The organism is Tenacibaculum ovolyticum DSM 18103, assembly GCF_000430545.1.
Lineage (GTDB): Bacteria > Bacteroidota > Bacteroidia > Flavobacteriales > Flavobacteriaceae > Polaribacter > Polaribacter ovolyticus.
In genome coordinates this window covers 13,355-26,388 of record NZ_AUMF01000020.1, presented here as the reverse complement: position 1 = coordinate 26,388, position 13,034 = coordinate 13,355, and the positions used below count along the sequence as shown (strand labels likewise).

The 13,034-nt window shown below is 29.2% G+C and carries 11 protein-coding genes; 7 read left to right on the top strand and 4 right to left on the bottom strand.

The annotated features are described in order from the left end of the window. Window positions 1–505 precede the first annotated feature (505 nt). The 5 genes from H518_RS0107815 (at window position 506) to H518_RS0107795 (ending at window position 5,520) form a co-directional block, all read left to right on the top strand. On the top strand, window positions 506–916 hold the full coding sequence (locus H518_RS0107815; protein ID WP_028888535.1) for a Fur family transcriptional regulator: 411 nt from the start codon (window positions 506–508) through the stop codon (window positions 914–916). 66 nt (window positions 917–982) lie between these two features. Then, window positions 983–3,166 (top strand): TonB-dependent receptor, encoded by a 2,184-nt coding sequence (locus tag H518_RS0107810; protein WP_028888534.1) that lies wholly within the window; start codon window positions 983–985, stop codon window positions 3,164–3,166. A gap of 1 nt (window position 3,167) precedes the next feature. Further along, complete coding sequence (locus tag H518_RS0107805) at window positions 3,168–3,962, top strand: cation transporter (RefSeq protein WP_028888533.1); 795 nt, start codon at window positions 3,168–3,170, stop codon at window positions 3,960–3,962. A 57-nt stretch (window positions 3,963–4,019) separates the two neighbouring features. Continuing rightward, window positions 4,020–4,859, top strand: coding sequence for a helix-turn-helix domain-containing protein (locus tag H518_RS0107800; protein ID WP_028888532.1), 840 nt, complete (start codon window positions 4,020–4,022; stop codon window positions 4,857–4,859). Window positions 4,860–4,953: 94 nt separating this feature from the next. Continuing rightward, window positions 4,954–5,520 carry a YbhB/YbcL family Raf kinase inhibitor-like protein gene (locus H518_RS0107795; protein WP_028888531.1) on the top strand — a complete coding sequence of 189 codons (567 nt, stop codon included), beginning with the start codon at window positions 4,954–4,956 and terminating at the stop codon, window positions 5,518–5,520. A 113-nt stretch (window positions 5,521–5,633) separates the two neighbouring features. Here the strand turns inward: H518_RS0107795 and H518_RS0107790 are convergent, their stop codons facing one another. Next, window positions 5,634–6,341 carry a hypothetical protein gene (locus H518_RS0107790; RefSeq protein ID WP_028888530.1) on the bottom strand — a complete coding sequence of 236 codons (708 nt, stop codon included), beginning with the start codon at window positions 6,339–6,341 and terminating at the stop codon, window positions 5,634–5,636. A gap of 275 nt (window positions 6,342–6,616) precedes the next feature. Between H518_RS0107790 and H518_RS20460 the strand changes: the two genes are divergently transcribed. Beyond that, window positions 6,617–7,630: an SAM-dependent methyltransferase gene (locus tag H518_RS20460; RefSeq protein ID WP_028888529.1), complete on the top strand. Its 1,014-nt coding sequence runs from the start codon at window positions 6,617–6,619 to the stop codon at window positions 7,628–7,630. Between the two features lie 142 nt (window positions 7,631–7,772). After that, window positions 7,773–8,567, top strand: a complete 795-nt coding sequence (locus H518_RS0107775; protein WP_028888528.1) for a single stranded DNA-binding domain-containing protein — start codon at window positions 7,773–7,775, stop codon at window positions 8,565–8,567. Between the two features lie 59 nt (window positions 8,568–8,626). On the opposite strand, the gene H518_RS0107770 is transcribed toward H518_RS0107775, so the two are convergent. The 3 genes from H518_RS0107770 to H518_RS0107760 all read right to left on the bottom strand — a co-directional run bounded on the left by H518_RS0107770 (window position 8,627) and on the right by H518_RS0107760 (window position 13,008). Beyond that, window positions 8,627–9,235 carry an alpha-ketoglutarate-dependent dioxygenase AlkB family protein gene (locus H518_RS0107770; RefSeq protein WP_028888527.1) on the bottom strand — a complete coding sequence of 203 codons (609 nt, stop codon included), beginning with the start codon at window positions 9,233–9,235 and terminating at the stop codon, window positions 8,627–8,629. 68 nt (window positions 9,236–9,303) lie between these two features. Then, window positions 9,304–10,500, bottom strand: a complete 1,197-nt coding sequence (locus tag H518_RS0107765; RefSeq protein WP_028888526.1) for a hypothetical protein — start codon at window positions 10,498–10,500, stop codon at window positions 9,304–9,306. Between the two features lie 60 nt (window positions 10,501–10,560). Continuing rightward, window positions 10,561–13,008 carry a M1 family metallopeptidase gene (locus H518_RS0107760; protein WP_028888525.1) on the bottom strand — a complete coding sequence of 816 codons (2,448 nt, stop codon included), beginning with the start codon at window positions 13,006–13,008 and terminating at the stop codon, window positions 10,561–10,563. Window positions 13,009–13,034 lie beyond the last annotated feature (26 nt).

Below are 13,034 nucleotides of genomic sequence, written 5' to 3'. Positions count from 1 at the left end.
TTCTTATTAATTATAAAGATGTTGCAGATTGGTCTAAAAAGGTTTATTAATTTTAATATATTTAATATCAATAAAGGCGCTCAAAATTTACTTTTATACCAATCGCCTCTCTTAAAACTTCTTTTTTTCATATGTGTAGAATTAAACGTCTATTAAACGTTTAATTCTACACATAATCTATTTATCTCTAAAACCAATACTTACTTCCCTCCTTTAAAATAAGGAGTTTCATATAACATATTGGATGTTTAAAATTTAGTCTTTATTATCATAAACTATATCAAATTTCATTAAATTTGTCTTAAAACATAATGGAAATATATGTACTGGTACATATACCCCGTTGTTGTGCATAATGCGAAAATCGTGCTAAAATTGAACATTTGAACTAAAAAAGCCACCGCACAAACAGCACATTTATTTTTTCCGACCGCAAAAAGCCAACGCTTAAAAAAATAAAAGAGCTGTTTCTTGCCAACGCTCAAAAAAACCATACATTAGGAAAATGCAAACCGAAGAAGAAATTCTAAAAATAAAAAAGGTAAAAAATACCGCAGTCCGAACTGTGGTTTTACGTCATCTATTAAGCCAAGAAAAAGCTCAATCATTAAAGGACATTGAAAACGCATTAGCCTACACAGACAGAAGTTCTATTTTTCGGACACTAAAGACATTTGAGGAGAACAAGATTATTCACAGCATCGAAGATGGTTCAGGAATGACAAAATACGCAGTTTGTGCAGAAGGTTGTAACTGCGACCCAAAAGATTTGCATTATCATTTTTACTGTTCCAACTGCAACAAAACATTTTGCCTTTTTGACCTTCCAGTTCCAAAATTAGAACTGCCCAAAAATTTCAAATTACAACAAGCAAATATGGTCGTAAAAGGTTTATGCGACAAATGCAACAAATAATCTTTGCAATCGAGTTGCACTAAAAGCAATTTACATTTGTACTATTCTTAAAAACAGAATTAGCAAATGGCAAAAGCATTTTTAACTTCATTATTTTTCGTTATATCATTTATTTCTTTCGCACAGAACAGCGATATTTCTATTTTCATTACAGATTCAGAAACCAACGAACCGTTACTTGGAGCAACAGTTTATTTCGAAGAACTTGAAAAAGGAGCAATTACCGATTTTGACGGAATCGCAACGTTCACAGAAATTCCAGACGGAAACCAAATTATCAAAATTTCATACGTAGGTTTCAAAACCATAGAAACAACTATTGAAGTTGGTACAAAAAAAGTCTTTTCATTCAAACTCGAATCGGGAGGAAATGAATTGGATGAAGTCGTTATTCAATCTTCAAGAAGTACACGAACGGTTAGAAAAATTCCCACGAGAATTGAATTTATTGGAGCGGAAGAATTAAGCGAAAAAGCAGTAATGAATCCGACCAATATTTCAATGGTGCTTCGAGAAAGTACAGGAATACAAATGCAACAAACCTCGTTAAGTAGTGGTAACACCAACATTAGAATTCAAGGACTCGATGGACGATACACACAACTTTTGAGAGATGGATTTCCTTTATATGGTGGATTTTCCAGCGGTTTGAGTATTTTACAAATTCCACCTTTAGACTTGCAACAATTTGAAATAATTAAAGGAAGTTCATCAACACTATATGGTGGTGGAGCTATTGCAGGTTTGATAAATATGGTTTCAAAAACACCTGACGAAGAACCTGCATTGGATATTATGTTAACCCAAACACAAGCTTTGGGAAGTACAGCGAATGTATTTTACAGTAAACGGAACGAAAAAGTTGGGATTTCTCTATACGGTTCTGGTCATTACCAAAAAGTGTACGACCCAGAAGATGATGGTTTTAGTAATTTGCCAGAAACTACTTCTATTTCATTCAACCCCAAGTTTTTTTATTATCCATCCGAGAAAACAACATTTTGGATTGGACTAAATGGAACGTATGACGACAGAATTGGTGGCGACATAACAAAAATTGAAAGTGGCGAAAATGGAATTCATCAATATACAGAAGAAAATATTTCTAAAAGGTTGAGCAGTCAAGCGGTTTATGAAACAAAGATAGATTCCGTGAGTTCATTAAACATCAAAAATAGCATCTCATTTTTCGATAGAAAATTGTCTATTCCCGATTTCAGTTTTGACGGTAAACAAACCAATACATTTACGGAAATTAACTATCAAAAGACATCTAAAAAAACCGATTGGATTTTGGGTGCAAATTTGTACACATCAAATTTCGATGAAAATGATAATTCACAATTACAACGTGACCAAACAGATGTTACGTATGGAACATTTGTAAATAATATTTATGACATTTCGGATAATTGGATTTTAGAAACTGGATTGCGAGCCGATTACAATACTGATTTTGGCTTTTTTCCACTTCCAAAAGTTTCATTACTTTATAAAAACGACAGCGGATTTTCAAGCAGAATTGGTGGCGGATTAGGTTACAAAATACCAGATATTTTTACCGAAGAGGCTGAATTTATAAACTTTGAAAATGTTCTCGCCATAGATAAATCAACACTTAAAGCAGAACGGTCTTATGGTGTTAATTTTGATGTCAACTACCAAACGAGGTTATTTGAAACTGTAGGTTTTTCTATTAATCAGCTTTTTTATGTAACAGCAATTAACAACGGTTTGCTATTGAATAGTACGAATAACGGTTTGTTTGCATTTGAAAATGCAACCGATGAAATTTTGAGTAAAGGATTAGAGACTAACATAAAGTTTACTTATAAAGATTTTAGATGGTTTTTAAATTACGCTTTTATAGACACTAAATTGAACTATTTGGCTGGAAATCCTCAAAAGCCTTTAACTGCAAAACACAATGCAGGAAGTGTGTTGATGTACGAATCTGAAAAATGGCGAATAGGTTACGAAACTTTTTACACAGGAAAACAATTTTTGTCTAATGGCACAGAAACCACAGATTTTGTTACAATGGGTTTAATGTTGATGCGTAATTTTAAATGGGGAACGACTTTTGTAAATTTTGAAAACTTTACAGATAGAAGACAAAGCAGATTTTCGCCTTTGGTTTTACCACCTCACGAAAACCCAACATTTCCAGAAATATATGCACCAACGGACGGTTTTATTTTTAGCGTAGGCGTAATTATAAAACCATTTGGAAACGAAGATGACGACTAAAATCAACAAAACGGTATTTCAAATCAGTAAGATGGACTGTCCTTCCGATGAAAATCTAATCCGAATGAAACTGGACGAAATTCAAAGTATTGCGAATTTGGACTTTGATATTCCGAACCGAAAATTGACCGTTTTTCACAGCGGAGAAATTGACCAAATCGAAAAGTCAGTTATCGATTTGAATTTAGGCGGAAAGAAAATCTCAACTGAACAAACCGACCAAACGGAATTTAAAGAAAATGTAAACCAGAAAAAGTCACTTTGGTCTGTACTTGTCATAAATTTTGTCTTTTTCATTATCGAAATGACAACAGGAATTATCTCAAAATCAATGGGACTTGTTGCCGATAGTTTGGATATGCTTGCCGACAGTTTCGTTTACGGAATTAGCTTGTTTGCGGTTGGCGGAACGTTGATTAAGAAAAAGCGGATTGCAAAACTTGCTGGATATTTTCAAATAACACTTGCTATTATCGGATTTGTGGAAGTTATAAGAAGATTTTTTGGAGACGAGAAACTTCCCGATTTTTCGACAATGATTATCGTTTCGATTTTTGCACTTATCGCAAACGGAATTTGTCTTTATATTTTGCAAAAGTCAAAGAGCAAAGAAGAGGCACATATGAAAGCGAGTATGATTTTCACCTCGAATGACGTGATTATCAATTTAGGAGTTATAATCGCAGGAATTTTGGTAAATTGGTTGAGTTCGAGTAAACCTGATTTGATTATTGGAACAATCGTTTTTGTATTAGTAATTCAAGGAGCATTTCGTATATTAAAATTGAGCAAATAAACATTCAAAAGTTTAGTCCTAACCATAACACAGCTATAAAAAAACAACTAAAGCCTAATGAAAATAATAACATTACCAGATGAACTAGATTTAAATTCTTCTCTCGCTATCTGTGTATATGATTATGAAAGCACTAAAGAAATATCTAAACAACAAATATTACTTAAAAAAAATACGTTTAGCTTTCTTAAGGAAGGAAAAAAAGAGGTGTTTTTTGATAATTCTTCTTTTGAAATAGATAATTCTCAATTCCTATTAATGAAATCTGGACATTGTTTAATGACTGAAAAACTTTCTAATATTGCTAACTATTATAGAAGTATTCTATTCTTTTTCTCTAATGATGATGTTTTAAATTTTATAAGAAAGTTTCAACTTACTCCAACAAACTCAAGTAAATTATATTCAACATATTCATTTAATTACGATTCATTTATAAGAAGATTTGTAGACAGTCTTTTAGACATTTCTAAACTTTCATTACCAATACAAAAAAACATTTTAAATGCTAAGTTTGAGGAAATAATGCTATATCTCGTTGAATTTAAAGGAGTAGACTTTTTATACTCTATAATTAATAATAGTGACAACGAAAGTCAAAAATTTATTCAAACAATAGAGAGTAATCAATTAAATAAACTAACAATAAAAGAACTTTCATTTCTATCGAATATGAGTGTATCAAAATTCAAAAGAGAATTTGAAAAACACTATAAAAGTTCGCCAAGCAAATGGTTTCAAGAAAAAAGACTTGAACATTCGGCATTTTTACTAAAAAACAAATCAAAAAGACCTTCTGATATTTATGAGCAAGTTGGATATGAAAGTTTATCTAACTTTATTCAGGCTTTTAAAATGAAATTCGGAATCACTCCAAAACAATATCAATCAAGTTGAACTTTTAACAATACTTTTTGAACCTTTCTAATTAATACACAACCTATACTAGTACCTAAATTTGCATCATAAATTAGTAATTAAAACAACTATTATGATAAAATTAATTAAAGTACTAACAGTATTAATCGTTTTTTCAACTTCTGTTTTCGGGCAACAAACTTTTACTTTATCAAGTAATGATCTAGGAGGACAAGCTACAATTAACGAAGAATTTAATGGTTTTGGCTGCACTGGTAAAAATCAATCACCTCAATTATCTTGGAAAAATGCACCGGAAGGCACCAAAAGCTTTGCCGTAACAATGTATGATCCTGATGCGCCTACTGGAAGCGGATGGTGGCATTGGGTAGTATTTGATATTCCTGTTAACGCCAACGAATTAGTATCTGGCGCTGGAAATACAAAACTGAACCTTATACCCAAAGGAGTTATTCAGAGCATTACTGATTATGGAGCAAAAGGTTATGGAGGACCTTGTCCTCCAGAAGGCCATGGTTTACATCAATATATAATTACAGTTTATGCATTAAAAACAGAAAAACTTGGGTTAAATGAAAGCACTAATCCTGCTATTGTTGGCTACTATCTTTGGAATAATACATTAGCAAAAGCTAGTATTGTAACATATTATCAACGAAATAAGCTAAAAACTAAATAAATACTTCATTTATTTTTTATAACATTAAGCTCGAAGTAGCATAATTCAATACTTTGAGCTTAATTTTTTATATGATTATTATTTATTTTGGTAATACATAAATAGATATTAATTTATACAATAATATCATTAGACCACTCCCAACTCCAATCTTTAAAATTTACTTTTTGAGAAGGAATTGTTCCTACTTCAGGAGGAAATATACTTATCATTTCTGCCTGAAAACGCGCATCGACTGTAGTACCAAACCCTATTTTGGGAGTTTCTGAAAATACATTTTGAGGATAAGTAATATTATCAATTGTCAAATACGCCTCAGAATTTGGAATATCCAAATGAAACTCAATAGTATGATATTTATTATCTGGTGCTAAACTAACACCTAAAGACAACCAACTACTACCATCCCAATACCTGATTTTCTTATAATCAACATCAAATGGATTAATAACCCATTGAAAAGCCAAACCATAATCTAATTGAGTTGCAAGCCCATCCCATACAAAAAGGCCACCTTCAACTGTTTGTCCATTAAAATCAACATTTGATGTACTAATTACATAAGGAATTTTCATTTTATAAATAGCCGCATGAGTATCTGTCATAGCTGTAGAATCAACTATTTTACGATAAGTAATATTATGTGCCATAATTCTTCTATTAAGAACATTTGCCTTAAGAATTGATTTTTTAGTGCGATTAATAGTTTTAATGTCTGTTATACTTACAGGGTTTTCATCTGCAGCGGCATAATTACCATCACCTAGATTAACTATCCAATTATTTAAATTTGTTCCACTTTCAGATCTAGTTATTGGCATGTTATTTTTAAAATATTAAGGTTAAACAAATTACAACACTAATATAAAAAATATTGTGAGTCATTTTTTGATGTTACTAATTGTTTTAGTTAATTATATTTATGTGAAAAATGGTACTCATGTAATTATTATCAATTGATGCTCCCCTATTTTATTAAAAAGAGTAAATAATTTTAATTTGATTCTTAAACTAAGAACATTTATCTTTCGATTACTCTGAATATCAGCCATAAGATGAATCAGTGTATTAATTAAAAAAATAATTGCAAATAATAATGGACTTACATAAAGAAATAATTAGAGTTACTTCAGCATATTTTAATGATGAAATTGACTATTTAAAGTTATCAAAAGCCTCTAAAGAATATAGAATTATTTTAGAAGACATTTGTGGAACAAATATGAATATTGAAGACGGACGGATTGATGTTGAACTTGAGAATGGCAAAGCTCTTGGTACATTTTGGGCTGCTCTTTGTCTTGATGATTTAATTAGAACACGAAAATTTATTAGAGGTATTAATAAAGCTATTAAAGATAAAATTAATAGTAAAAAACCGCTTCATATTCTCTACGCAGGAACCGGCCCTTTTGCAACTCTTATTCTTCCTTTAATATTTAGATATTCAAAACAAGATATAAAATATACACTTTTAGAAATTAATCCATTTAGTTTTCAATTATTAAAGAATGTAATTTCAAAATTAAAATTAGATGCATATGATATAACGCTAGTAAATAATGATGCAACTAAATATAAAATAGATTCTAAAAATAAACCTGATATTATTATAAGTGAAACTATGCAAACTGCATTAGCTAAAGAACAGCAAGTTCCTATTTTTTTAAACTTAATGAGTCAAGTAAAAGAAAATTCAATATTTATACCCGAAAAAATCACATTATCTATTGGTCTTACTAAAAAAGGAACTTCAATAAACGAACTACAAGCAAAACATTATTATAAAGAAAATAAAGTATTTGAAGTTAGTAAAGAATCAATGTTTTCTACTAATCAAACAGAAAGAGTTATAACTGAAAAAATCACATTCGAAAAGAAGCAAACTGTAATTAAAAAAGAAAAATTAGCAAAGTGTAATCAACTTGTAATTATTACAGAAATACAAGTATATAAAGATGAAGAAATTCATATTAATGAAAGTGGTTTAACGACCCCAGTCTTTATACAAGATATTTCTGACAACTTAAGTGGTTCTATAATAATTGACACACAATATAAAATTTCTTCTAATCCTAAACTTGAGTACAACATAACGTTACCAAATTAATCCCTGATATATTAAGCCAAAATAAAGGAATAGCATTTAAATAAACACATCTACTACTTTAATACTATTGTTTAGATTCTTCAGTTGTTATAAATTAACTTCGCTAATTGTTGTTATAATTAATTACAGATTTAACTACCCAATGAAAAAGAAAATTTTAGAAGTTTTAATGTCAATTTTAACAATTTTGTTAATCACAATACTATTTGTTGATGTACACAGTATACCTTTAAAATGGATTAATTTTCAGCAAGGAAGTTCAGAAGCTTCTCAAAATGGAATAGCAACTCTTAAAGATACAACAGCTGTAATTGATTCGAGTTTAGATGCTAAAATTTACAATACTGAGTATATTAAAAAAATAGAAAAAGCTAATTACGATTTAATATTTACAAAAAAAGGTATTCATTTTATAAAATCATCTGATAGTACTAAAATCCTAAAGCAAATATTACTTCCTGAAAAAGTATTTTCTGATTATACTGTAATTACCGATTTTACTCAAAACAAGAGTGACGTTTTTATTTATTCAACTCAAAAGATTGTTGAAAAGTCATATACTGATCCAGGTACTTATGCTATAAATGTTTTTGTTTGTGATTCTCTAGGCTTTCACCCCGCTTTAAAAAACAAATTCTCAACAATATATTATAGGATACAAAATGGTGTAAAACAATACTCACAACCAATACAATTACTTAATAATGGTGTAAAATTTATTATTTCTGATCAATTTAGTGGTTATTACAGAACTAATAAAACTGTTTTTTTTACATTTCATGAATATCTATGGAACAACAAACAGAAAAAATACTTTCTTAACAAAGAGTATGTTAGATTATCTTCTGACTTTTCAAAATGGAAGTTAATTATTCCTATTTTAAGCTTATTAATATTGTTAATGATTTTGAAAGTCAGGCTCAAAAAGATTGAATAAAAAAGAATAAATTCTAATACTATTTAAGTTGTTAATTTAATTACTTAGCTCAAAAAAATCTACACTTCAATCGTTCGGAAGGTTAAGTTTATTCTAGGTCTATGTATTTTTTTAGTTGGAGGTAAACGGTGTAACCAATGTGTTTGAGTTTCACCTTTCATAACCAATAAAGATCCATGTTCTAAAACTTTATAAACCGTTTCTTTAGTGTCTTTATGCTTAAACCCAAATTTACGTTCTGCTCCTAAACTTAAAGATGCAATTGCTCCATTTTTCTTTAAATCCTTTTCTCCATCAGAATGCCATGCCATTCCTTCTGAACCATCATGATATAAATTTAACAAACAAGAATTATAAGTTTCATTGGTTTCTTTTTCAACCAATGCTTTTAAAGCTAATAATTCTTTGGTGAAAACTAAGGCTATTTTTGTTCTGTTTGAATAAGAGTATTCAAATGACGTATTTGCATACCAAGCTACTTTTCGCTTGGTAATTATTAATTTGCCAAAAATAATAGCTTCATCACTCTTCCACTCAATTGAATTAAGTAAAACATCATAATAATTATCTGCTAGCGCTTTTGATAAAACAATTCCGTGATAGTTTACCGTACCATCTTTAGGTAATATATTTTTAGGAAGCCCGTCAAATTGTGAGAATAAGTCCATAGGATTGTGAAAAATAAAAAACTCCTATTTATAATAGGAGTTTTTACAGATTTTTTTTGAAAAAATATTTAATTTCGAAATTTATTTCTTGTTATAATATTTTTCAGTCGTTCTTTTAAATCTCTACCCGTATCATAAACCATTTGCTCATTTGATGGAAAACCTACAGATTTTAGTTTTGTTAAGCCATAAAAAGTTTTATCTAAAGCTCTTCTATCCCCGTCGTAATCAGCATAACTATGTTCAAAAACAAATTCGCTATCTATAGGATAACTCTCTAATAATTGATTTGTAGCATTATTAAAATATTTAACAACCCCAGATACTCTACTACTTTTAAATTGAGTAAAACGATATAATTGACATCTTATTTTTCTAAAATTATCAACTTTAATTTTATTTCCTAAACTGTCTTTTACATAAATACCTTTATTATTTTTTAAATACTTAAAGCCATCTTTAATTTGTTTTTCTTTAATAATTTCTTTTTCACGAATTTGCTCAGGAGAAATATCAATTCTTCTAATATTTAATTCTAAATCAAAATCATACTTAATTTGTCTTATTTTTTCAGAATGATATACTGTCCATAAATCATTTAAACCATAAGTATCCATTGCTAACAGATCATCTTCTAACCTTCTAGGAATTATTAAATCAGTCTCATTACTCACTGATAAAAACACATAATCTGTACCTTTAGCATGTGCCTCTTCTAATAAATCTCTTGTATTTTTATAATTTGAATTAACACGCTCTAAGTATTTAAACTCATCAAAAGCTCTTCTATAATTCATTTTATTTTGAGTTCCTTTTTTTAGTATTGCTACTCCACTCTCATATAAGTAATTAGAATAGTTTTCTTTGGCTCTAATAATACTATTATCATAGTTAACTAAGTTGAAACTTACATCGTTTCCTGATAATACATCTTTTAAAGGTAATAAAGGTTTTATTCTTTCTTGCCTATTATTTAATCGTTTATATAGTTCATAAACAGTTTTAAGACTTGTAGGATTATTTTCTTTTTCTAAAAATGAAATTTTCGATAAATCTCTATCAGTAGCTTTTTTAAAAGCATTTGAAAGCATTACAACATAAGGCTGATTTTTCTCTTTAAATTTATTTTTTGCTAAGTTTTTTACTGATAAAGAAATTGCTTTATCATAATCTCCAGAATTAAGTGCTTTTGCTGTAGTTTTAACACTGTTACAAGAGAGCATCATAAAGCTTATGACTACTAATATTAGAGTAATTTTTTTCATAAAATGTAGGTTTGATTAGGGCAACCAATTATTATGCCAAAATTAAGATTTATTTTTTGGTTACTCTAATAATTTTGCCATTGCAACTTTAGCAATTTCTATATTACTTATCTTATTAGATAAATTAGCCTTTTTCTGCTTATCTACTACCTGACGCAATAGGTTTACTCCTACCTTATCAAAATTATATTGTTTGTATTGAATTCCTTTAGAAACAATATCATCTGCTAAATTTTTAATAGCTGCTGTATTATTACTCTTCGCTATTTTATTATAAGCTTTTTTATATAATGATTGTATTTTTCTATTCTGACTTAAATACATACCAGACATAACATTACCAGCTATAAAAACTAACTCATCATCATCGTTTTCTTCTAAATAAATACGTGTTAATGGTGTTGCTATAATTTTTTTAACAGCATCAGGTAATATTTTCGATTTTGCTATAGCTAATGTTTTATCTATATAATACATACCTACTAACGATTTACCTAAAACAGCATAAGATTTACTTTGTAAACCTTTTTCAAATACCGCTTTTAACTCAGGGTCTATTAATTTACCTAAAGTTTCAATAGCAGCAGCTTGTACCAATGTTTTAGAATCACTCATTGCCAATTGTTTAATCTTTTCTATCGCTCTCTTTTTAGAATTTTTATTAACTAAGTTAATATTCTCTAAAGCTAAAATTCTTATTTTATAATAATCATCACCCATTGCATTTGCAATAGCATTAAAGGCTTTTTTATCATCTTGGTTTTTAGCAACCTCAATTAAAGCTTCTTTTTTATGCACATAATTAACTCCATATTTTAACTGATGAATATAATCGCTTAAAATCTTGTTTTCATTGATATGACATAATAAAACCCCATTCGCATTTACTTGAATTAAATTAGGTTGTTTTATATACGGAAAAGTAAATGAAGCATCTTTGCCATTAACAAAAACATTGTGTCTTGTACGCTTACTTCCTTCAAAAACATCTATTGCAAAAGGAAACTTAAACTCGTTTTCTTGATTTTGAATAATGTTTACAGTAACTGTTTTTCTTAATTTATTAAAATCGTAAGAAACCTCTAATTTTGGGTGTCCACTATTAAAGTACCATTGATTAAAAAACCAATTTAAATCCTTACCACTTACCTCTTCAAAAGCTAAACGCAATTGATGCGCCTCTCCTGTACTATATTTATAAGTTGTTAAATAGTTATTCATCCCTGCATAAAATGCCTCATTGCCAAGATAACTACGTAACATATGTAAAATTGCACCACCTTTGTTATAACTTACAGCGTCAAACATATCTTCTTTATCGTGGTAATTGAAACGTACCAAATGCTTATCAAAATTTTGCCCGTTTTTATACCCTTCACTAGCTTCTAATAAATGAGCATCTGCATCCTCCTTTCCATATTTATACTCTCTCCATAAATATTCACTATAATTAGCGAAGCTTTCATTTACGGTAAGATTACTCCAACTTTCAGCAGTAACTAAATCACCAAACCAATGGTGAAATGCTTCATGTGCAATCGTATTTTCTTGTATATTTTCATCAATTAATTGCCCTGGCATTTGGTAGGCTTTTTCCCCATGAATTACAGCGGTTGTGTTTTCCATAGCACCACTTACATAGTCACGCCCTACAATTTGAGCATATTTATTCCAAGGATATTCTATTCCTGTAATTTTAGAAAAGAAACCTAACATTTCTGGAGTTTTCCCAAAAATATCTTTTGCATAAGGTGCATATTCTTTTTCTACATAATAATCTACAGAAATGTTCTTATAACTATCTTTAATTATTTCATATTCTCCTATTCCCATAAAGAATAAATACGGAGCATGTTTTTTCTTAAAATTCCAAAAATCTGTTCTTGTTTCGTTACTATTATTGGTTTGTTTTTCTAACTTTCCGTTAGAAAGTGTTACATATTTACTAGGAACGGTAATGTATAATTCTTGAGAAGTTTTTTGATTTGGAGAATCTATCGTTGGAAACCAACAACTACTTGCTTCGGTTTCACCTTGTGTCCAAACTTGTGTTGGTTTGTTTTTATCTAATCCTGTTGGATTTATAAAATACAAGCCTTTTGCTGAAGTAATTGCTGCACTTCCTTTTTGCTTTACTTTTTCAGGGCGTGCAGTATATTTAATATAAATTGTAAACTCTTCTGTTCGTTTATAAGCACGAGGCAAATCTATAATAAGCTTAAAATCATCATAATTATAAGCCAACGTTTGATTATTCATTGTTACTTTATGAATAAGCATCGCTTTTGCATCTAAAGTTAACTTATCCGTTTCATAAAAGTGTGATTTTATAGTTAACCACTCCTCACCATTTAATTCTTTCTCTTTAAAATTAAAATCAACCTTTAACTTAGTATGAATTATATCATGAACTTTATCTTTTTCGGCTCTGTATGTATTATCAGATTGTGAGAATAAAGTAAGCGTAAAAAAAATAATTAATAACGTAAAGGCCTTTTGAAGCTTCATAAAATATTTTCGTTTAAATGTCAAAA

Bases quoted from the DNA above. Each gene is read 5' to 3' on its own strand.
- H518_RS0107815 (WP_028888535.1), top strand. From the start codon at position 506: ATGCAAACCGAAGAAGAAATTCTAAAAATAAAAAAGGTAAAAAATACC.
- H518_RS0107810 (WP_028888534.1), top strand. From the start codon at position 983: ATGGCAAAAGCATTTTTAACTTCATTATTTTTCGTTATATCATTTATT.
- H518_RS0107800 (WP_028888532.1), top strand. From the start codon at position 4,020: ATGAAAATAATAACATTACCAGATGAACTAGATTTAAATTCTTCTCTC.
- H518_RS0107795 (WP_028888531.1), top strand. From the start codon at position 4,954: ATGATAAAATTAATTAAAGTACTAACAGTATTAATCGTTTTTTCAACT.
- H518_RS0107790 (WP_028888530.1), bottom strand. From the start codon at position 6,341: ATGCCAATAACTAGATCTGAAAGTGGAACAAATTTAAATAATTGGATA.
- H518_RS20460 (WP_028888529.1), top strand. From the start codon at position 6,617: ATGGACTTACATAAAGAAATAATTAGAGTTACTTCAGCATATTTTAAT.
- H518_RS0107775 (WP_028888528.1), top strand. From the start codon at position 7,773: ATGAAAAAGAAAATTTTAGAAGTTTTAATGTCAATTTTAACAATTTTG.
- H518_RS0107770 (WP_028888527.1), bottom strand. From the start codon at position 9,235: ATGGACTTATTCTCACAATTTGACGGGCTTCCTAAAAATATATTACCT.
- H518_RS0107765 (WP_028888526.1), bottom strand. From the start codon at position 10,500: ATGAAAAAAATTACTCTAATATTAGTAGTCATAAGCTTTATGATGCTC.
- H518_RS0107760 (WP_028888525.1), bottom strand. From the start codon at position 13,008: ATGAAGCTTCAAAAGGCCTTTACGTTATTAATTATTTTTTTTACGCTT.